Genomic DNA, 20,247 nt, shown 5'->3' with positions numbered 1-20,247 from the left:
ATTGTTGCTTCTAATGCAGTGTGTTTTATTTTTGCTCGGAGGTGTTATAAATCGTGTTCGAATGTAAGAACGAACTAAGTCTCTCTAATATAGAAAACTTAAAATATAATTCAAACATTCCTATAATAGTAATAGCCTTCAATAACCTTACTTATGTGAAAAATATGTTAAAACAATTAGAAAACAAAAAGATAAAAAGTGAAGATATATGGATTTGGGACAATAATTCAACCGCTCCCGCTTTGCTTGCTTTTTATGAGCAAATATCAACTAAATATAATTTAGTGAAAAATAATGCCAACTATGGACCACGTTTTTTTGCCGTTCCTTATATTTTCGATTTACTTCCAGATTTTTTTGCTGTAACTGATCCTGATTTATCTTTTAATGAAAAAATGCCAGATAACTTTTTAGAGTATTTAAAGCAGTTAACAATCGAGCTTTCACTCTTTAAAGCCGGCCTTGCTTTAGACATTATACCTACTTCTAATTTCAACAGAGAGCTCATGTCAAATGAAAAATGTACAGTAACAGAATGGGAAATGCAGTATTGGCTTTTTCCTATAACTAAATACAATAACCCTAAAGTTTTCAACGCTGGAATTGATACAACTTTTGCTGTTTACAATAAAAAATTTATTAGTAACGGTTTTTATAATGCCGTAAGGGTAGCTGATAATTTCACCTGTAAACATTTACCCTGGTATAAAGACAATATAATTTCAGAAGAAGAAAAAAATATGCTAAATACGAAATGGGCTAACTGGCACTAATAAAACGAAACGTTATTCAGTAGCAGATATTACTACAAATCGAAAACCTACTTTACAGCATATGTAATAATTCAAAAATAGCTTGAATGGTTTCAAGCTATTTTTTATCAAATTTCCTCAATACTATCCAATTGAGTCTTATAACATTCATCACACTCTGGCCTCGTAGGAAGAATCCCTCTTTCATCAGGTAATAAAACCCTCAAAACTTCTCGATCCATCTCTACGAAAGACTTCATAATAATGGGATATCCTTCAATAATATTCGTATACTCAATCCCTTGTTCAAACTTTTTTCCGCTCTTTATTTCTTCTATTATGGTACAAAAAACACTATGCGCGACTTCAGGATCCATATTTAATGCTATTTGTAAATCTTGATGATTAAAGTTATCTCTTAGACCATGCGTATGATAATTAGCATGGATGCCATCAATATCTTCTGCTAATATGCTATGCATGTACCATCCATACTCTTGTAGCATATTTTCTTCCCATTCATCTGCATCCTCTTCTAAATCTTCATCAAACAAATTCGGATCATACCACACGTCCTCGTAATCTCCAGCAATTAAAAATCTCCAACCAGGTGGTAACCCTAAATACTTCTTTATTTCAGGTGCCCATTCATCAATATGTTGAACGTGTAAAGGAAGAAAGAAATCTTCTTCTGTCCCCATTTCTTCACCAGCCCAAATGTACCAACCTGTCGTTCCATTTTCTATAGGCATTCGTAACCCATTAATCGGAGCGATACCATCTTTCACATTTTGCGCTATTCCTAATTTCAAATCATTCGGAGATTCTACATACTCCGCTTTATATTTATCACATATACTCTTCTGTTCTTTTATGTATTTTTCCACCCTTTTAGCACACTCCCCAATTTTTGAAAGATAGATTTCTTTGCCGAAGCACTCTCTAACTTCCATACCCCACACGGATTATAAAATGGATCCTCTTGTTCATATATATCAATTTCAAAGCCAATCTCTTTCTCCTTATGGTGCATAACATTTCCCGCTAATATATAGTTACTTTTACTCACAACTTCTTGTATTAATTCTGTTCTATCTTTCCATAAACCAGGTACTCCAATAACGATTTGTGTCTCCATCATATGCACTCCACTTCTCATCTATTTTCAATCTATTCTTTCAATCTTCCAAACTAAATTAGCTGGGATATCTTTCTCTAAAAAGGTTAACATCCATACAGTTTAGACATCCTACTATGATTAAAATCTCCAAATATAACACTCCATGTGTACATTTATATTTATTTTCGTTTACATACTATTGTTATTCATAATCCATTTTAGCTAATAAACAAACGAAAGAGAACTAGGTGGATTAATGTTTACTTAAAAATATTAAATTACATTTCGAACAAAAAGGAGCTGAATTTCCTCTTCTAATTTTTGTATCACATTTTGGACAATATACATATCGTTCCTCTACCTTTTGTCGTTCTATCATGTGTAAAGATACTATTTTCATACTGCACATAATTCCAATTAAGATAAGGCTAAAAATGAGTAGCACAACGCTCTTCCTCCCTTAACTACTTACCTATATTTTACCATTAAATAAAGATAATTTTATACTTATAATCCTATCTTGTCCTTCATACTGGAAGAAACTTTCTTTACTTCTATTTACTCATCAGTGTGATTCTTTTTTGTCTATATAAATAAAGAATACCTGTAACAATAAAAACAATCACGCCAAAATACACACCATATTCTATCGCAATCGCTACAATACTTTCAATGTGTTGTCCAAATAAAGCACCGAGCACAAAGTAAACGAGTGTCCAAACAAATCCTGTCGTATAAGAATACAAAGCATACGTCTTAAATGGCATGTTATTCATTCCAACTAAATACGGTACGATATGTCTTACAACTGGTATGAAGTAACTTGTGACTAACGCATAATGACCATACTTCTCTACCATTTGTTGAGATTTCAAAAGATATTTCGCCTTTTTCTTTTTCATTAGCTTATCAAGTACTTTCGTACCAAATATTTTCCCTAATATATAACCTAAAGAAAGCCCAGATACAACACCTAAATATGTTAATAAAAATGCAGGAATGACACTTAATATCCCTAGTGAAGATACAAAGCCACCACACATTACGATCATTTCGTCTGGAATTGGCATACCAATAATACCTAGCCATAAACAGAAAAATAATGCCCAATAACCGTATTGTTCAATATAAGATAATAATTCATGTAATTCCATTATGCATATGCTCTCCTTAGCTCTTTTTTACAGCTAAAGACATACGCTGGTGGGAAATTGAGCCACACTTTCTCTAGCGTAATTTCAGGAAAGAAGTGCTGTATAAATCCTTTTTTCACAAGTGAATATTGAAATGTAATAAATTCACCATTCTCATGTATCCCTTCCATTACATTGTTTAAAATACGCTTTGAAACTTCTTCTGGTAAAGAGGTAAAAGGTAATCCCGATAAAACGTAATCCACGCATTCTATATTGAGATCTTCTATATACTTTTTTATATTTTCGGCTGAACCGTGTACAACAATGACGTTCTGCTCATCTTTAAATTTTCTCTTTAGTTCCTTGCAAAACACTTCATTAATTTCAATAAGAAGAAATATTGTTTCCTTCTTCTTTCTCTTCATAATTTCTTTCGTAAAGACTCCTGTACCAGGACCTAACTCTACAATGCATTTCGCTTTATTAAAATCAATTACATCTACCATTTTCTTTGCTAATATTTTTGAACTTGGCGCAATTGCACCAGTATGTTTCGGATGTTTAATAAATTCATGTAAGAATGTTATGAGTTGCATATAAACCTCTCCTCATTCGTTCAATAGTTTTTAACTTGTTTCTAAGTATAACTATTATTTCTTAACAAAAATTGAGGAGATTTCTTAAGATTTTATGAAGAATAAAAAAACAGCTATCGCCTCTAGCGATAGCTGTCCCTTATTACTTCGCACTCACGATCTTATAATAAGAACGAACCGTTAAGAAGTAATATCCAATATAAATCGCGCCGTATACTCCGATACTAATTAGAAGCGGAATCATAATTTCAAATGGTAATATATTTGATAAACCTTTTAGTGCAAATAGGCTGTGTAAAATACCAATTACTAACGGAATAGCAAAGATAAAGCTCACTTGTTTTGCGATAGCTCTCTTCATCTCTTGCTTCGTTACACCAATTTTATGAAGAACAACGTAGCGATCACGGTCAGCACTTGCTTCTGTTAATTGTTTAAAGTAAATGATTGAGCCTGTTGCTAATAGGAATACTAATCCTAAGAATAACCCAATAAACATCATTAAGCCTGTTGTTTCAAGCCCCATTTGGAATCCTGTATAGAAATCGTTAAATGGTTTTAAAACTTCTGATTCTCCAGCCGGCATAATGCTTGCTAATTTTGCTGTTAACTCTTTACTATTTCGCTCACCTTTTACATCAATATTTTTTACAGTACGCGTTTCGTTTACTTGTTTCACTTGCTCATATGTTTTATCAGGAACGATTACAAATAGTTCATTTAAATTTGTAAGGCTTCTATTATTTACACCTTTAATTTTTAATTCTTTTGACTCGTTTCCAACAGGGAATACAGCTGTATTTCCTGTATAAAGAGGACCAAAATCAAGTTTCTCAATATATAAGCTATCATATACGAAAGCTTCATTCGCACTTAAATTTACAGGTTCTACATCTAAATGTTTCACAAGTGTATTAAAGCTTGATTGAGAAATAAGCTGGTACTGATTCGTAACATTATAGTGTGTGTTCAGAACTTGATCAGCTCTTTCACCTTTAAATGTTCCCTTCACAGGAATCATTTCAACTTCTGATTCATATGTGACTGGGTGATTATTCTTCTCTCCAGCAAGTATTTCATTTACTTTTTTATCTAATGCTGCATCTTTTTTCTCATAGGAATAACTATACGGCGCAGCAACTTTTGATTGCGTAAATGTGTTGTAATACATCGTAACTGACGTACCAACCGCTGTTAATGTTACCGCACTTAAAATAGCGATTGTCGCCAGTGATTTCGCATTTCCTTTAATACGATATAGTAACTGTGATGTCGTTACCATATTCATACCATTATAAAATGCTGACTTATTATTTCTTGCACGTTTCAATACAAATACTGTGAAGAACATGAACAGTAAATAAGTCCCTGCTACTGTCGCTAATAAAATATATAATGCAACGACCATAAAGTCTGCATACATAACTGCTTTCATGTACATTAATGCTAAAAAATAACCTGAACCGATTAAGAAAACTGAAATTAATGCCATAATGACAGATCCTTTTGGCATTGCTTCTCCTTCACGTTCTGCACGGAAAAGTTCAATTAACTTAAAGCGATAAATTAAACGATATCCTTGAAGTGATGTATATAAAATAATCACAAAGAAAATAATTGCTGTATCAATAATGGCAGCCATCGGTACTTCAAAATGAACGTTTAAATTTAATCCCATCATATTTACTAATAACTCAAGGAATAATTTTGAAAGGACACTACCGATCGCAATCCCAATTACTAATGACATTAATCCCATTAACATATTTTCATAAAAGAGCATTTTACCAATTTGTCTTTTACGAATACCTAATAAGGAATAGAGTCCAACTTCTTTTTTACGTTTACGTGTAAAGAATCCGTTCGAATATATAATAAACACTGCTACGAAGATGATAAGCATCACACTTGAAACTTGGAACGCTCCGCTAATTTTTTTTGAAGCTTCTGCTGCTTTTTCCATTTGTGAATTATATTGCAGTGCTTTAAATGTAAAATAAATAACGATACTAAAAATCATAGATGCAAAATATACAAAGTAGTCTTTAAAGTTCCGCTGTATGTTGCGGAGGGCAATGCTAGATAAGGTCATCAGCCATACCTCCAGAAATAGAAGACATTACGTCAACAATTTTTTGGAAGAACTGTTTACGCGTCGATTCACCGCGGTGTAATTCTTTATATAGTTCACCATCTTTAATGAAAATAACTCGTTTACAATAACTTGCTGCAAATGCATCGTGCGTTACCATTAAAATTGTTGAGTTATCATATTCATTTAACGACTTCATACTTTCAAGTAAATCTGTTGCAGATTTAGAATCAAGTGCTCCAGTTGGCTCGTCTCCGAAAATCATACTTGGATTCGTAACAATTGCACGCGATGCTGCACAGCGCTGCTTCTGTCCACCAGATACTTGATATGGGAACTGACTTAAAATATGATCAATACCGAATTTCTTTGAGATTTCAAGAACGCGGCGATCAATCTCACTCGCTTTCACCTTTGATAACGCAAGTGGTAAAGCGATATTCTCTTTCACCGTTAACGTATCTAATAAGTTATAATCTTGGAAAATGAAACCTAAATGATCACGGCGGAATAACGCTAACTTATCATCATTCATCTTTACAATATCTTTTCCATCAATTAAAATTTCACCGTTCGTCGCATTATCAATTGTAGAAAGAACATTTAGTAAAGTCGTCTTACCAGAACCAGAAGGTCCCATAATTCCAACGAACTCACCTTCTTTTACTTGTAAGTTAATACCTTTTAACGCTGCAAATTTATTCCCACCCGTGTCGTACACTTTTTCAATATTTTTTGCTTCTAACACTGTTTTCATCTCGACATCCCTCATTTCTTCTATTCTCTATTTTCAACTATATACACTCTCTACTCTTGCCACTATCGATGTTTCTTACACAAACATGACAGTTATGTAAGACGCATAAGTAAAGATATAAAAATTTAACCTACTGAACAAAAGTACTTTGTTACTATAACATTGGGATATCATACCATCCATTCATTCTCCTTACAGGAACATTACAATTTTGTAAGGTTAAAAATGTCCCCTACAAAGTTGTGCACGAAATGTCGGATGGAGCTATTTCGTTCCTGCTATTCTATGTACAGAGGAGGTCATAATATGGATTCACTTAAAAATATGAATACTGCAATGCGCTATATTGAAGATAACCTTACGAATGAAATTGATTTTAAAGAAGTTGCGAGGCTAGCTCTCTGTTCTGATTATCACTTTAAAAGAATGTTTTCGTTTTTAGCAGGTATATCACTATCTGATTATATTCGCTGTAGACGTCTTACTCTCGCTGCCTTTGAACTAAAAAATAGCGATGCAAAAGTCATTGATGTCGCTATAAAATATGGCTACAACTCACCAGATTCATTCGCCCGTGCATTTCAAAACTTGCACGGTATAACACCTTCAGAGGCCCGAAATAGTAGCCATTCTTTGAAGGCTTATTCACCAATGACCTTCCAATTATCCATTCAAGGAGGAAATGAAATGAACTATCGAATTGAAGAAAAAGAGCCATTTCGAATTATAGGTATTACAAAACGAGTACCAATCGTTTTTAACAGTGTAAATGAAGAAATTGCTTCTATGTGGAAAAGTTTAAACCCAGATTCTATTCAAACATTAAAGTCCCTTTCAAACATTGAACCTACTGGAATCATTAGTGCTTCTACTAACTTTTCTGAAGGAAGAATGGAGGAAAAAGGCGAACTCGATCACTACATTGGAGTAGCCACAACAAAGGATTGTCCAGAGCAGTTTAAACAGCTTGAAGTTACTGCTTCAACATGGGCTATATTCGAAGCTGTCGGTCCATTTCCTGATGCATTACAAAATGTATGGGGACGTATTTACTCTGAATGGTTCCCTTCTTCGAACTATGAACTAGCGGAAGGACCGGAGATATTGTGGAATAAACAGAAAGATATATCTTCTCCAAACTTTAAAAGTGAAATTTGGATACCGGTTTTGAAGAAGTGATAACAAAAGGAAAAGAGCTAAGCATTGTGCCTAGCTCTTTTTACATATTTGCTTACTCGTAAAAGTGTATATATTTCATCAGTTCTTCGATTCCTTTAAATTGGAGTAATAGTTGATTGTTCAAGTTTTCTAAAGCCAACTGAAAGGAACGTTCAATTTTTCCATAGTGTAATGTTTCTAAATCATCTAGCAAGCTTTTCATATTTTCTATATAATACACGGTTTTTCTCAAACTGCTTATAACCAGTATTTTACGCAGTTCAGATATTGGAAACATTCTATAACCGTTTTCTTTATTTCTTTCTGAGTGGACTAACCCTTCATGTTCCCAATGACGGATAGCCGAAGTATTTACGCCTGCTATGTTTGCAGCCTCTCCAATGCTCATGCGTTCATTTAACTCTACATTTTTATATTTAGTAAAATCAGCATTTTGAATCATGTTTAGTATTTCTTCTACTCGTTTTTTCTCCACCTGAACATTGAATTGCTGTTCATTAATTAACCAAAGTGCTTCTTCAAACTTTACGTTTTTAATCATCCTCATAACTTTATAAACAATAGGTATATCATATCCTTTTAATAATGCTCTAATGGTAATAAATGCTTGAAAGTGTATCGATGTATAAAACCGGTGATTACTTTCCGTTCTTGGCACAACAGGAATGAGATTTTGTTCTTCATATCTTCTCAAAGTTGTTGTACTAACATTTAAGACATTTGCAATTTGTTTAGGGCTATATGTCTCCATTTATTAACTCCTTTTTAAAGTAAAACCTTAAAGTGCTACATTAACATATTTCAAATAAAATCCTTATATATACGAGAAAAAAGTCATAAATCCGGAAGATTGCATGAATGTTATATGATTTTAGTATAAACAATTTAGGAGTGATAGAAATGGAGAAAATCATAAAACTTACGGACGAATCAGTATTAAAGGTTGGTTTGGTTGGAAATCCAAAATTTAGAACAATCATGCTCCCAGTTGCTAAAGAATCTGTATATGGGCAAGATGCTGAAACTTTGAAGTTGTGGGGAGTAGATCCTGAATTTGGAAAACATTTTATTGATGGACTCATAGATAAGTTTCAGATTTTATATTTTGACTACGAAGGCCATCGTTTGCAACATCCAAATCCAGAGAATCTCACACCTGAAAATATAGTAAAAGACCTATTAACAATTGCTGACGAAATGAATATTAATAAGTTTAGTTATTATGGTTACTCTTGGTTAGCTTTAGCTGGGTTACAATTAGCCATTCGAACGGATAGATTAGACAGTATAATCATGGGCGGGTTTCCACCAATAGATGGTCCATATAAAGAAATGATGGTAGTAACAAATAAAACATATGAGCAAGCTGTGAATAATCACAATTCTCCTGTTATTGATCAAGCACATATTAATCCTGAAAAAATTGATTGGGATAACATACAGATAAAGATCGACATGAGTCAAACTAAACAGTTTGTTACAATGTACGAGAATTTGATGGAGTTTGATGATCAAGACATCCAACATAAACTAATCATTCCGAGATTAGCGTTTTCTGGGGAAAAAGACACTATTGTTTACGGTGAAAATTTTGGCAATGTAGTAGTTGATATTATTGGTATACTTCAAAAAAACAAACAAAAGTTAGAACATCTTGGATGGGATATAGAAATCTTAAGAGGAAATGATATGGATCACACTAAAGCTATGCAACCTATAACAGTTCTGTCATTGATAAAGCCTTGGTTAATTAAAAATTTGAATATAACTTATTAAATATAGTAATTCGAATAACCTAAAAATAAAGCTGCTCTTCCCTAAAAGGAAAAGCAGCTTTATTTACATTTTTAGTTCTTTTTTATAAGCAACATAAGAATATCCCATTGTTAATCCTACTGCACCAATAATAATTCCAACCATTACGAAAGATTTCCACGTTACTGGTACAAAAACACTTAGAATCATAATAACTCCTAATACAACAAACACCTTCCCACTAAAACGGTGTGTCTTTCTCCATACTTCCTCGTTACTTAATGTCCACGGTGTTTTTATACCTACAAAGTAATTTGGTTTACATTGTGGTAAATAGTTTCCGATGACTATAAATAAAATACCAACTAATAATTCCGGCACACGATTAATAAATAAGTTGTATCCTAATCCACTTGTAATAATATCTATATTCCCTACAAATAGTAGCAGTAGTATCCCGTTATTCATCATCATAAAAGCTTTAGAGAACTTCTCGTAATTTACTTTCTTTGGGTCAATCTTTGGTAACACGTTTAGAAAAATATATAAAACAATCATAATTCCAATCATAGAAATCATTCCATACAATTTAGAAGAATATCCATCTACCTTACCGCCGCTCCAATGCGTTGCAATTGTATCCGGCAAATGTGGCCATGCAAACGCCCAAGCTAAACAAGTTATAACAATTAATAAGATTGCAAAAAGATGTTTTTTCATTTCCCCTCTTCCCCCTTATTCGTAAATGTAAACACCCAAGTCAACAAATCTTGAAAGACCGTTGTGTTTAAAGAGTACATAACGAATTGTCCTTTCTTTTCATCTTGAATAAGTTCAGCATTTTTAAGTGCATTTAAGTGGTGTGAAATACTTGGTTTTGTCATATTGAAATGTTTAGCGATCTCACCAGCGGTTAGATCCCCTTCTTTTAATAAGTCTAAAATTTTTCGCCTTGTTGGATCTGCTAATGCTTTGAATGCTTGATTCAATGTCTTTCTTCCTTTCGATAATTAGACATTTAGATACTTATCTAAATGTTAAAATGATTTCAGTTGATTGTCAATTATATACGAGGCCCTTTTTACTTTTCTCACTTTTATCCTATACTGTTTACTAGCTTATCTTTCAACATAATGAAAAGACTTGAAACACATGATACACTATAGCTACAATTGTTTTTCTGAGGAGGAATATACATATGTATAAAATTTTAATCGTTGAAGACGATCCAAATATTTCATCATTACTGCAATCTCACATTCAGAAGTACGGTTATGAAGCTGTTGTTGCAGAGAATTTCGATGATATTATGGAATCGTTTAACGCTGTGAAACCACATCTTGTTTTACTTGATGTAAACTTACCGAAATTCGATGGTTTCTACTGGTGCCGTCAAATTCGTCATGAATCTACTTGTCCAATTATTTTCATTTCAGCGCGTGCTGGTGAGATGGAACAAATTATGGCAATTGAAAGCGGTGCGGATGATTACATTACAAAACCATTCCACTACGACGTTGTAATGGCAAAAATTAAAGGACAATTACGCCGTATTTACGGTGATTATGCACCAAATATTTCTGAACGTATCGTTGAAGTAGAAGGTTTAAAACTATTCCCAGAACGTCCTGAAATTCACTTCGGATCTGAACAAGTTCTTTTAACGAAAAAAGAAGCTATTTTAGCTGAAATGTTATTATCTAAATTCCCTCGTACAGCAAGCCGTGAAGATTTATTAGCTGCGCTTTGGGATGACGAAAGCTTCGTTGAAGAAAATACATTAAACGTAAACATTACGCGTCTTCGTAAAAAGTTTAATGAGCTTGGTATTGAGAACTCTATTGAAACAGTACGTGGACTTGGATATCGCTTTAACGCAACTTGGAGTGAATAAGCATGAAGCTATTTTTACGTGATCATTTTGCATTTTTCCTACTGTACGTTTTAAACTTCGGTATCATTTTCGTTCTTTATGATGCAGTAGATGGATTTCAAAACAATAAATTTTATTTCGTCGTTTTAAGTTTATATTTATTTATTTGTTTCCTCGCTTACCGTTACGTTCGCAATCGTAGAATGTACCATAGATTAAGCGAGCAACCAGAAAAAATGGAAGATGCGTTTATTGAAAGAGCAACTGCTCCGATGCCTCACGGTGTCAATGAACTCGTGCGTACGCAGTACCGCCTCTTCCAAAAAGAACTACAATCGTATGAAGTAAAACAACAAGAACATCAATTATTCATTAACCACTGGGTACATCAAATGAAGACACCTGTTTCTGTTATGCAGCTTATGGTGCTAGAAATGGAAGACGAGCATTTAATTCCAAAGTTTAAAAAAGAATTAGAGCGTCTAAACCAAGGGCTTGATATGGCTTTATACATGGCTAGGTTAAATAACTTCCATGAAGATTTCCATGTTGAGACGATTTCATTAAAAGATACGGTAACAAAAAATATTAACGGATTAAAAGAACTATTCATTCGTAATGGTGTCTTCCCTGTTTTAGAAGTCCATTCTGATTTAAAAGTTGCTTCTGATGCGAAATGGCTAAAATTTATCATCTATCAGTTAATGACAAATGCTGTTCGTTACTCTGGGGAACGCGGAAAGAAAGTATTCTTATCTGCTTACCGAAACGGAAAAGATATTATTTTAGAAGTTCGCGATGAAGGTGTTGGTATTCCGCAAGAAGATATTCGAAGAGTATTTGAACCATTTTACACTGGGAAAAACGGTCGCGCATTCGGAGAATCTACTGGTATGGGGCTTTATATTGTAAGTAAAATTTGTGATTATTTAGGTCACTCTGTCAAACTAGATTCTGAAGTTGGTAAAGGAACGACGATTAAAATCATCTTCCACAACGCTGCAAATAATCAAGCAGAACATACGGAGAAGGTGACCGAAGCATGATCGTAACATATGCAAGCAAAATGTATGAGAACACACTCTCATACATTTTTTGCAATACAACTACATATTTTCCTTCTAGCGGGAGGTATGTATTATGACATTTTGGCAGTTTGCCTTTAAAAATGTAACACGTAATTCCAGAGCTTATTTTGCTTATTTTGTAAGCAGTTCCTTTTCGATTGCTGTTTTCTTTTCATTTGCTGTTTACTTATTCCATCCGAAATTACAAAACTTTGACATGACCTCTGAAATTTCAGGATTAATGATATTTTCAGAAGTAGTAATTGTATTTTTCTCTTTCTTCTTTTTACTATATTCCATTGGTACTTTTTTAAAAGTTAGAAAAAAACAATTTGGTGTTTTGACCATTTTAGGAATATCGAGAAAACAATTACATCGTCTTGTTTTTATGGAGAATATGTTAATCGGGATTTTATCTATCTTTTTCGGCATGCAGTTTGGAGTTGTTTTTTCTCAATTTTTCTTATTAGTAACAGCCAAACTTACGCATGTTCCAGGAATATATTTATACGGTCCTACTAACGCGTTTATTTTAACAACCATTGTTTTCCTTAGTCTTTTTATCATTGTATCTGCATTCACACCAATGCTTATTCGTACAAAAAAAGCGGTACACCTTTTAAAAACAAATGGTGGAAAACAAAAAGAAAGAAAACCATCCATACTTGTTTCATTATTTGGTGCGATTTGTTTATTTGGTGGTTATACGTTAGCTGGAAATCCTAAATATTTCGTATCAGTAAGCCCGCAAATCGGTGTTATATATATGGTTTCGAGTATTTTCGTTATTCCAATGCTAGTTACAATAGGAACGTATTTTTTCTTTTCTCAAATTAGTTTCTTACTGATTTATATTTTAAAGAAAAGAAGAAGATTTTATATGAAACGGATTAATATGCTTTGGATTTCAGATTTAGCAAACCGTATTCGGACGAATATTAATATGCTTTTTATTGTAGCGATGCTCTCTACAATTGCTTTCACAATGATCACGTTCCTATATGGATTCGGGAAATTCATTAAGCTAGAGGTGAATAGAACTTCCCCTTTCCCAATTTCTTATTTCTCTTATGATGCGAACCCTTTTGTTACAGAGCATTTAAATTGGCTTGAGCAACAATTACAAAAAGAGCACTTCCCTTATCAAAAAATAAAAGCTGATATATATGAAACACCACTAAAAGAAGATAAAGATATAGCTATTTATAATGACGTATACGCAATTAAGCAAAGTGACTATAACAAACTTGCGAATTCTTTACGAATGAAACAACTATTTATGGATGATAACGAAGCATATGTGTTAACAGGGACATCTTATATCACCATATTCAACGAATTTGAGCAAAGCTACAATAGAGATTACATTACACTCTCTAGTACAAATACGAAATTAAGAGTTAAAGGCTATGAGCATGTAAACGCAATCCCATCTGACTTTTCATATCAAACGATAGTGTTGCCTGATGTTATCGTAAATAACTTACCTAACACCGTAAAACATATATCAGCATACAATTACAAAATTCAAAATTGGGAACAGACATATGAAATTGCTGATAATTTTATAGAAAAGGTACAAAAAGATCGAAATAAATACCAGTATGAAGGGCCTCTTATTCGTTCCTTTGAATCAGCAGGATCGTTATACAAAATAACATCAGGTAGTGCCGCGTACTTCCTAATCGGGACATTTTTAGGAGTTATTTTCTTCATTGGAGCTGGTAGCGTTCTTTACTTTAGAATGTATACGGATTTGACGAACGAACAAGAGAAATATATAACGATTTCTAAAATCGGTGTAACAGATACAGAGATGAAACGATCTGCAACCATTCAACTTAGTATTTTATTTTTCATTCCGTACATTATGGCATCCATTCATACAATGTTCGCAACAAAAATGCTACAAGATGTAATTGGTTTATCTCTGTTCAAAGAAGTTTCAGCCGTTCTTATTATTTTTGGATTCGTTGAAATCGTATTTTTCTTATTCATTCGTTCACTTTATATGCAAAAATTATCACATTACACGAGTGGACAAAATATTTAAAACAAACTTGATGAAAAGAGTATCTCTCATACTCTTTTCATCTTCACCCTATTAGGAGGTTTAGGTGAATGACATTTTGGCAGTTTGCATTTAAAAACGTCACAAGAAACGCCAGAGCTTATTTCGCCTATTTTGTAAGCAGTGCGTTCTCCATCGCAATCTTTTTCTCATTTGCAGTTTATTTATTTCATCCTAAATTGCATATGACAGACGTGAATTTTTCTCTGAACATATTAATGACAATTTCAGAAGTTGTCATTGTGTTCTTTTCATTTTTCTTTTTACTGTATTCAATCGGGACGTTTTTAAAAGTACGAAAAAAACAGTTCGGGATTTTAACAGTGCTTGGCATATCTCAAAAACAATTAAAGCGACTCATATTTATAGAAAATATGTTAATTGGTGCTCTTTCTATATTTTTTGGCATTCAACTTGGACTTGTCTTTTCACAGTTCTTTTTGTTAGTTACCGCCAAAATTACACACGTACCTGGTTTATATTTATATCCGCCTACAAGTGCTATCGTTTTAACTATCATCATCTTTCTCGGCCTCTTCATTCTCGTATCATCTTTTACACCGATGCTCATTCGCACGAGAAAAGCCGTACGTCTTTTAAAAGAAGGAAAACAACAAAAAGAAAGAAAAGCATCCGTGCTCATCTCTCTATTTGGTGCGATCTGTTTAATATGTGGATATGCGTTAGCCGCAAATCCGCTGTATTTTATGTCGCTAGGTGACATAATTGGACTTTTATATGCCGTCTCTAGTATATTTGTCATCCCATCGCTTATTGCAGCTGGAACATACTTTTTCTTTTCACAAATTAGTTTTTTACTTATTCGTATTTTAAAAATGCGAAGAACGTTTTATATGAAACGAATTAATATGCTTTGGATTTCTGATCTAGCATCACGTATTCGGACGAATATTAATATGCTCTTTATTGTGGCGATGTTATCGACGCTCGCTTTTACAATGATTACATTCTTATATGGCTTCGGGAAATTTACAAAGTTTGATGCGATTAGACAAAATCCTTTCCCGTTTACTTATTTATCGCATACTGAAAATACGTTAGCTGATGAACATTTAAACTGGTTAGAGCAGAAATTTAATGAAGAGCACTTTACTTATACAAAATTTAAAACAGATATATATGAAGTATCTTCAGCTGAAGATAACACGCAGCTCTATTATGCCATTAAACAAAGTGACTATAATGTACTTGCTAAAGCGTTAAATTGGGAAAAACTCACGGTAAATAAGAATGAATCTTATATTCTTATGAAAGACTTAGATGATCAAGTTATTGGAACACTTCACAATAAAGAACAGAAAAATACTCTTACACTTACTCAAAACAATTTACAACTACAAGTGAAAGAATATAAAAGTTATAGCCCATTCCCAAACAGCTTAATATACCAATTACTCATACTATCTGATGAAAATGTAGAAGCCTTATCCACAGTTTCCAAACAAATGAGTGTATATAACTTCAAAGTTACAGATTGGGAAAAAGCACATAATATCGGTTCATCGTTTATAACAAAAATCCATAACGATAATGCAGCAATTCAAGCAGAGCATCCACCTTTCCATGCAAGTGAAGCGAGCGATTCTCTATATAAGACAAAACTAAATGTCGCTTCGTTCTTCTTAATTGGTACTTTCCTAGGAGTTATTTTCTTTATCGGTGCTGGCAGTGTTCTTTACTTCCGGATGTATACAGATTTAACAAATGAGCAAGAAAAATATATAACGATTACGAAAATCGGCTTAACTGAGACTGAAATGAAACGTTCAGCGACAATTCAGCTTGCGATTCTTTTCTTCGTACCTTACATTATGGCATCAATCCATACAATGTTTGCGACAAAGATGCTACAAGAAATATTACATCTCTCGTTCTTCGCTGAAATTACAGTCGTACTGTTGATTTTTGGAACAGTTGAAATTTTATTTTTCCTTTTAATTCGTTCCTTTTATATGCAAAAATTATCACAACACATTAAGTTTTAAAAAGTAGAAAGGTGATTACTATGGAAGAAGTATTACACATAAAAAACGTCTCAAAAGTATATGAGGGGAAAGTCCCTCATACTGCTTTAAAAAATATAAATTTACACGTGGATAAAGGGGAATTCGTTGCCATTATGGGACCATCTGGTAGCGGAAAATCTACATTTTTAAACGTTATCTCTACAATCGATTCTCCGACTTCTGGTGATGTCGTGATTAACGGAAAAAAACCGCACACATTTCGTAGAGAGAAGTTAGCTATTTTCCGAAGACAAGAGTTAGGATTTGTTTTCCAAAACTTTAACTTACTAGATACACTGACAATCGGTGAAAATATCGTACTACCTTTAACATTAGATAATGTTCCATTAAAAGAAATGGATGAAAAGCTTGATAACATTTCAAAAAAGCTTGGAATTGATCATATTTTGGACAAGCGTATTTTTGAAGTTTCTGGAGGACAAGCACAGCGTACCGCAGTAGCACGTGCTGTTATTCATCATCCTTCACTTCTACTAGCCGACGAACCGACAGGAAACTTAGATTCAAAAGCGGCAATTGACGTAATGGAGTTATTTACGAAATTAAATAAAGAAGAAGATGCAACGATTTTAATGGTTACGCACGATCCGTTTGCAGCAAGTTATTGTAACCGTGTTATTTTTATTAAAGATGGCGAACTTTACAATGAACTGCACCGCGGATTATATCGCGAGAAATTTTATCAAGAAATATTAGATGTTTTAGCATTATTAGGAGGAAGACGTGGATGACATTTTGGCAATTCGCATTTAAAAATGTCTCACGTAATTCGAAAGCATATTTCGCCTACTTTGTAAGTAGTGCGTTTTCTATCATGGTTTTCTTTTCATTTACTGTATACGCGTATCACCCGCGGTTACAAAGTGTACAAAGTTTCCAAGAACGTGATCCTCTAATGAACTTAGCTAGTACAGCACAGCTTGTGATTGTTATGTTCTCGTTCTTCTTTCTCTTATATTCAATTGGAACATTTTTAAATGTACGGAAACAGCAATTCGGGATACTCACTATTCTTGGTATCTCACAGAGACAATTAAAAAGATTGTTATTTACCGAAAACATGATAATTGGGATATTATCTATCTTTATCGGCATTCAAGGTGGACTTGTATTTTCTAACTTTTTCTTATTAGTCACTTCGAAATTAACAAGTGCGAAAGGTCTCTATTTATATTGGCCAACAGAAGCGATTATCGTTACAACCGTAACGTTTATCATTTTATTTTTAATCGTTTCTACATTTACACCAATGTTTATTCGTACTCGAAAGACAGCCCACCTCATTAAAGGGAACAAGAAAATGCCAGCTGAAAAAAGACCATCTATACTCATCTCTTTATTCGCTTTAATTTGTTTAGGGCTATGCTATTATATCGCTGGTTATCCGCGAGGCTACGTAACGGAAAAAAATGTGCAAAATGGATCTGTCTTTTTTATTATGTTATCTATTTTACCGCTCGTAATAGTCGGGACATATTTATTCTTTTCACAAACATTCCTTCTTTTCATCTATATTTTAAAGAAGCGCAGAAAGTTTTATTTGAAACAAATAAATATGTTATGGATTTCAGATTTAGTTTCTCGTACACGCAGTAATATTAATGTACTCTTTATTGTTTCTATGCTATCTGCACTTGCATTTACGATTATTATTGGATTATTCGCCGCTAATAACAATACGAAGGCATCAGTATTAGAGCGATATCCCGTTCCCTTCACGTATACATCAGAAGGTGACAATTCCCTTGAACAAAAGCATATTTCTACAATTGAAACGGAGCTTACAACTAATAATTTTCTTTACAAAAAATATAAGTTTACAGTATTAAAAGATACAGCTTCCAAAGAAGATATTATGCTTATGAAGATGAGTGATTATAACGCAATTGCTAAACAATTGAAAAGACCGGAAATAACAATTGATTCTACAGAAGTGTATATTATTTCTCGCCACTCACCAGAACTTCTCGATCTCGTATCTAATCCATTTGCAAAGCAAAATACGATTACACTTGGATCTAATAAAAAAGAATTTCATATTAAAGGGTTTATTAATAAGGGAATCGAACCATCATTTGCATTCCCTCATTTAGCTGTCGTACAAGATTATGTATTTGATAATATGATTCCTCATATTGAAACAACTGTAATCTATAACTATTTCGTAGAAAACTGGGAAAATGCAATCGTTCCAACAAAAAATATGTTACGTGTTATTAGTGGTGATGCACGTGAGTTCTACGAAAAGCATACTGAAGAGAACGCTCAAGTTCCTTTCTTCATACATACGGCTACGGATGAACTTATTTACGGTAAAGGAAATGCAGTTGCTCAATTTTTTATTTGGGCATTTCTCGGCTTTATTTTCTTTATCGGTGCGGCTAGTGTTCTATACTTCCGTATGTATAATGACTTAACAACTGAAAGACAAAAGTATATTACGATTACAAAGCTTGGCTTAACTGAATCAGAAATGTTTCGCTCTGCAACGATTCAATTAGGAATTTTATTTTTCGTACCTTACATCGTTGCTGGTGTTCACACGTTATTTGCGGTTAAGTTTTTACAAAGCATGTTTTCTTTCTCATTACTAAAAGAGACATGTATCGTACTCACCTTTTTCGGGATTATCGAGATTATTTTCTTCTTCTTAATCCGCTCTCTGTACATTAATAAATTATCACAGCATATAAAAATATGAATAAAATGGCCTTGTGCATATTGCACAAGGCCATTTTCAATAGTTTTTAATAATTAGCAGCAATATCCGCCGTAGCCACCATATCCGTAGCCGCCGTAACCGCCATAACCACAACCGCCGCCTCCGCCGAAGCAGCTAGCACCGATGATAATTAATAAAATAAACAATACGATTAGAAGCGCAAAACCGCCTCCGCAACCATGTCTGCGGTTACAATCATCATGTCTGTGTTCACACTTTTCGCTCATTACCCTATTCCTCCTTTAGTATCATTCATAACAAGTTCACCTTGCTCTAAATGAGGGGATTCCATTTATATTATGTTTTCAGGGCGAATAGGAAGCTTGGCTTACCTAAAAACGGGCTTGTTTCAGAAAATGAGCCTTATCAAGATGTAGGTATAAAACATTTGACATACTAATAATTTCTTACTAATATTTAATTGAACGATCAATCAATTTTTTGATTATACATTCAAATTATATAAATCAGGAGTTGAATAGCATGACTGATTCTTTTATTGCAGAGGCTAGGCGTGAACAAATTATTCTTGCATGTATTGATACATTAGAAGAGGTTGGATATAACAACTTGAGCTTAACGAAGGTAGCAAAAAAAGCTAAGATTAGCACTGGACTTATTTCTTATCATTTTAACGATAAGCTTTATCTTATGAATCGGACATTACAATTTTTAGTTGATAAACAACATGAATTTATTAGTAATCGAGTACTATTAGCCCAATCTGAAATAAACAAACTAGAGGCTTTTATTGAAGCACATTTGGCTTATCAAGAAACTCATTACAAAAATAATATTGCCTTAATTGAGATTGTCTTTAATGCAAGAAATGAAGAGAATGTTCCTTATTACAGAATCGAAGACGACGACGAAGATGATGCTCTTAGAACGATGTTATTAGATATTTTGAAGACTGGACAACAAAATGGTGTGTTTTCTAACTCTTTTCAAACCGACACATTAGCTTCATTTATTTTAGGAGCAATCGAAGAAAGAATGTTGAAGGCAAATTCATCTATATCCATAGAAAATTACTCAGATGAGCTCATAAAAATGGTGAAAAAACTCACTATTTAAAA

The 20,247-nt window shown here is 33.4% G+C and carries 21 protein-coding genes; 10 read left to right on the top strand and 11 right to left on the bottom strand.

Going from position 1 to position 20,247, the window contains the following annotated elements:
* Window positions 1-53: 53 nt before the first annotated feature.
* Window positions 54-773 (top strand): hypothetical protein, encoded by a 720-nt coding sequence (locus ABWK52_RS09545; protein WP_000461059.1) that lies wholly within the window; start codon window positions 54-56, stop codon window positions 771-773.
* A gap of 107 nt (window positions 774-880) precedes the next feature.
* Here ABWK52_RS09545 and ABWK52_RS09540 read toward each other — a convergent pair whose 3' ends face one another.
* The 7 genes from ABWK52_RS09540 to ABWK52_RS09510 form a co-directional block, all read right to left on the bottom strand.
* Entirely contained in the window at window positions 881-1,639 is a 759-nt protein-coding gene (locus ABWK52_RS09540; RefSeq protein WP_000417356.1) for a DUF4262 domain-containing protein, read from the bottom strand.
* Window positions 1,624-1,893 (bottom strand): hypothetical protein, encoded by a 270-nt coding sequence (locus tag ABWK52_RS09535; RefSeq protein ID WP_000970753.1) that lies wholly within the window; start codon window positions 1,891-1,893, stop codon window positions 1,624-1,626. Before ABWK52_RS09535 ends, ABWK52_RS09540 begins: the two co-directional genes overlap by 16 nt.
* A 232-nt stretch (window positions 1,894-2,125) precedes the next feature.
* Window positions 2,126-2,317: a hypothetical protein gene (locus tag ABWK52_RS09530; RefSeq protein ID WP_097813958.1), complete on the bottom strand. Its 192-nt coding sequence runs from the start codon at window positions 2,315-2,317 to the stop codon at window positions 2,126-2,128.
* A gap of 109 nt (window positions 2,318-2,426) precedes the next feature.
* Window positions 2,427-3,026, bottom strand: a complete 600-nt coding sequence (locus ABWK52_RS09525; protein ID WP_098541241.1) for a DedA family protein — start codon at window positions 3,024-3,026, stop codon at window positions 2,427-2,429.
* The gene (locus ABWK52_RS09520) at window positions 3,026-3,604 is read right to left on the bottom strand and encodes a class I SAM-dependent methyltransferase (RefSeq protein ID WP_001176053.1); all 579 of its coding nucleotides are present in this window, start codon (window positions 3,602-3,604) and stop codon (window positions 3,026-3,028) included. The genes ABWK52_RS09525 and ABWK52_RS09520 overlap by 1 nt, the downstream gene beginning before the upstream one ends.
* 142 nt (window positions 3,605-3,746) lie before the next feature.
* The gene (locus tag ABWK52_RS09515; protein ID WP_000176154.1) at window positions 3,747-5,696 is read right to left on the bottom strand and encodes an ABC transporter permease; all 1,950 of its coding nucleotides are present in this window, start codon (window positions 5,694-5,696) and stop codon (window positions 3,747-3,749) included.
* On the bottom strand, window positions 5,683-6,453 hold the full coding sequence (locus ABWK52_RS09510; protein WP_000859655.1) for an ABC transporter ATP-binding protein: 771 nt from the start codon (window positions 6,451-6,453) through the stop codon (window positions 5,683-5,685). The genes ABWK52_RS09515 and ABWK52_RS09510 overlap by 14 nt, the downstream gene beginning before the upstream one ends.
* Window positions 6,454-6,759: 306 nt before the next feature.
* On the opposite strand from ABWK52_RS09510, the gene ABWK52_RS09505 reads away from it, so the two are divergent.
* On the top strand, window positions 6,760-7,632 hold the full coding sequence (locus ABWK52_RS09505; RefSeq protein WP_098541243.1) for an AraC family transcriptional regulator: 873 nt from the start codon (window positions 6,760-6,762) through the stop codon (window positions 7,630-7,632).
* Window positions 7,633-7,684: 52 nt separating this feature from the next.
* Here the strand turns inward: ABWK52_RS09505 and ABWK52_RS09500 are convergent, their stop codons facing one another.
* A complete protein-coding gene (locus ABWK52_RS09500) occupies window positions 7,685-8,383 on the bottom strand; it encodes a MerR family DNA-binding transcriptional regulator (protein ID WP_061654856.1) in 699 nt (232 codons plus the stop codon).
* A gap of 149 nt (window positions 8,384-8,532) precedes the next feature.
* Between ABWK52_RS09500 and ABWK52_RS09495 the strand changes: the two genes are divergently transcribed.
* On the top strand, window positions 8,533-9,408 hold the full coding sequence (locus ABWK52_RS09495) for an alpha/beta fold hydrolase (RefSeq protein WP_000411236.1): 876 nt from the start codon (window positions 8,533-8,535) through the stop codon (window positions 9,406-9,408).
* 63 nt (window positions 9,409-9,471) lie between these two features.
* Here the strand turns inward: ABWK52_RS09495 and ABWK52_RS09490 are convergent, their stop codons facing one another.
* Together ABWK52_RS09490 and ABWK52_RS09485 are read right to left on the bottom strand one after the other, a co-directional pair.
* Complete coding sequence (locus ABWK52_RS09490) at window positions 9,472-10,107, bottom strand: SdpI family protein (RefSeq protein WP_097796593.1); 636 nt, start codon at window positions 10,105-10,107, stop codon at window positions 9,472-9,474.
* Complete coding sequence (locus ABWK52_RS09485; RefSeq protein ID WP_098508076.1) at window positions 10,104-10,376, bottom strand: autorepressor SdpR family transcription factor; 273 nt, start codon at window positions 10,374-10,376, stop codon at window positions 10,104-10,106. Before ABWK52_RS09485 ends, ABWK52_RS09490 begins: the two co-directional genes overlap by 4 nt.
* A 209-nt stretch (window positions 10,377-10,585) precedes the next feature.
* On the opposite strand from ABWK52_RS09485, the gene ABWK52_RS09480 reads away from it, so the two are divergent.
* From ABWK52_RS09480 to ABWK52_RS09455, 6 genes are all read left to right on the top strand, one after another.
* Window positions 10,586-11,281 carry a response regulator transcription factor gene (locus ABWK52_RS09480; protein WP_000276738.1) on the top strand — a complete coding sequence of 232 codons (696 nt, stop codon included), beginning with the start codon at window positions 10,586-10,588 and terminating at the stop codon, window positions 11,279-11,281.
* 2 nt (window positions 11,282-11,283) lie between these two features.
* The gene (locus tag ABWK52_RS09475) at window positions 11,284-12,306 is read left to right on the top strand and encodes a sensor histidine kinase (protein WP_000765341.1); all 1,023 of its coding nucleotides are present in this window, start codon (window positions 11,284-11,286) and stop codon (window positions 12,304-12,306) included.
* Between the two features lie 94 nt (window positions 12,307-12,400).
* Entirely contained in the window at window positions 12,401-14,380 is a 1,980-nt protein-coding gene (locus ABWK52_RS09470; protein ID WP_061654858.1) for an ABC transporter permease, read from the top strand.
* 68 nt (window positions 14,381-14,448) lie between these two features.
* Window positions 14,449-16,404: an FtsX-like permease family protein gene (locus ABWK52_RS09465; RefSeq protein WP_061654859.1), complete on the top strand. Its 1,956-nt coding sequence runs from the start codon at window positions 14,449-14,451 to the stop codon at window positions 16,402-16,404.
* Window positions 16,405-16,424: 20 nt separating this feature from the next.
* Window positions 16,425-17,177 (top strand): ABC transporter ATP-binding protein, encoded by a 753-nt coding sequence (locus ABWK52_RS09460; protein WP_000393250.1) that lies wholly within the window; start codon window positions 16,425-16,427, stop codon window positions 17,175-17,177.
* Window positions 17,174-19,147 carry an FtsX-like permease family protein gene (locus ABWK52_RS09455; protein ID WP_000144954.1) on the top strand — a complete coding sequence of 658 codons (1,974 nt, stop codon included), beginning with the start codon at window positions 17,174-17,176 and terminating at the stop codon, window positions 19,145-19,147. Before ABWK52_RS09460 ends, ABWK52_RS09455 begins: the two co-directional genes overlap by 4 nt.
* Before the next feature lie 53 nt (window positions 19,148-19,200).
* Here the strand turns inward: ABWK52_RS09455 and ABWK52_RS09450 are convergent, their stop codons facing one another.
* Window positions 19,201-19,395 carry a YjcZ family sporulation protein gene (locus tag ABWK52_RS09450; protein WP_001290395.1) on the bottom strand — a complete coding sequence of 65 codons (195 nt, stop codon included), beginning with the start codon at window positions 19,393-19,395 and terminating at the stop codon, window positions 19,201-19,203.
* Between the two features lie 256 nt (window positions 19,396-19,651).
* On the opposite strand from ABWK52_RS09450, the gene ABWK52_RS09445 reads away from it, so the two are divergent.
* Window positions 19,652-20,245: a TetR/AcrR family transcriptional regulator gene (locus ABWK52_RS09445; RefSeq protein WP_000132250.1), complete on the top strand. Its 594-nt coding sequence runs from the start codon at window positions 19,652-19,654 to the stop codon at window positions 20,243-20,245.
* Window positions 20,246-20,247 lie beyond the last annotated feature (2 nt).

Source organism: Bacillus sp. AP50, assembly GCF_040492675.1.
Lineage (GTDB): Bacteria > Bacillota > Bacilli > Bacillales > Bacillaceae_G > Bacillus_A > Bacillus_A cereus.
Note: the sequence above shows the minus strand (reverse complement) of the source record. Positions and strands in the feature narration are given on the sequence as shown.

Coding starts and splice junctions, on each gene's coding strand:
- ABWK52_RS09535 (WP_000970753.1), bottom strand. CDS start 1,893: ATGATGGAGACACAAATCGTTATTGGAGTACCTGGTTTATGGAAAGAT.
- ABWK52_RS09525 (WP_098541241.1), bottom strand. CDS start 3,026: ATGGAATTACATGAATTATTATCTTATATTGAACAATACGGTTATTGG.
- ABWK52_RS09520 (WP_001176053.1), bottom strand. CDS start 3,604: ATGCAACTCATAACATTCTTACATGAATTTATTAAACATCCGAAACAT.
- ABWK52_RS09515 (WP_000176154.1), bottom strand. CDS start 5,696: ATGACCTTATCTAGCATTGCCCTCCGCAACATACAGCGGAACTTTAAA.
- ABWK52_RS09510 (WP_000859655.1), bottom strand. CDS start 6,453: ATGAAAACAGTGTTAGAAGCAAAAAATATTGAAAAAGTGTACGACACG.
- ABWK52_RS09505 (WP_098541243.1), top strand. CDS start 6,760: ATGGATTCACTTAAAAATATGAATACTGCAATGCGCTATATTGAAGAT.
- ABWK52_RS09500 (WP_061654856.1), bottom strand. CDS start 8,383: ATGGAGACATATAGCCCTAAACAAATTGCAAATGTCTTAAATGTTAGT.
- ABWK52_RS09495 (WP_000411236.1), top strand. CDS start 8,533: ATGGAGAAAATCATAAAACTTACGGACGAATCAGTATTAAAGGTTGGT.
- ABWK52_RS09490 (WP_097796593.1), bottom strand. CDS start 10,107: ATGAAAAAACATCTTTTTGCAATCTTATTAATTGTTATAACTTGTTTA.
- ABWK52_RS09480 (WP_000276738.1), top strand. CDS start 10,586: ATGTATAAAATTTTAATCGTTGAAGACGATCCAAATATTTCATCATTA.
- ABWK52_RS09475 (WP_000765341.1), top strand. CDS start 11,284: ATGAAGCTATTTTTACGTGATCATTTTGCATTTTTCCTACTGTACGTT.
- ABWK52_RS09470 (WP_061654858.1), top strand. CDS start 12,401: ATGACATTTTGGCAGTTTGCCTTTAAAAATGTAACACGTAATTCCAGA.
- ABWK52_RS09465 (WP_061654859.1), top strand. CDS start 14,449: ATGACATTTTGGCAGTTTGCATTTAAAAACGTCACAAGAAACGCCAGA.
- ABWK52_RS09460 (WP_000393250.1), top strand. CDS start 16,425: ATGGAAGAAGTATTACACATAAAAAACGTCTCAAAAGTATATGAGGGG.
- ABWK52_RS09455 (WP_000144954.1), top strand. CDS start 17,174: ATGACATTTTGGCAATTCGCATTTAAAAATGTCTCACGTAATTCGAAA.
- ABWK52_RS09450 (WP_001290395.1), bottom strand. CDS start 19,395: ATGAGCGAAAAGTGTGAACACAGACATGATGATTGTAACCGCAGACAT.
- ABWK52_RS09445 (WP_000132250.1), top strand. CDS start 19,652: ATGACTGATTCTTTTATTGCAGAGGCTAGGCGTGAACAAATTATTCTT.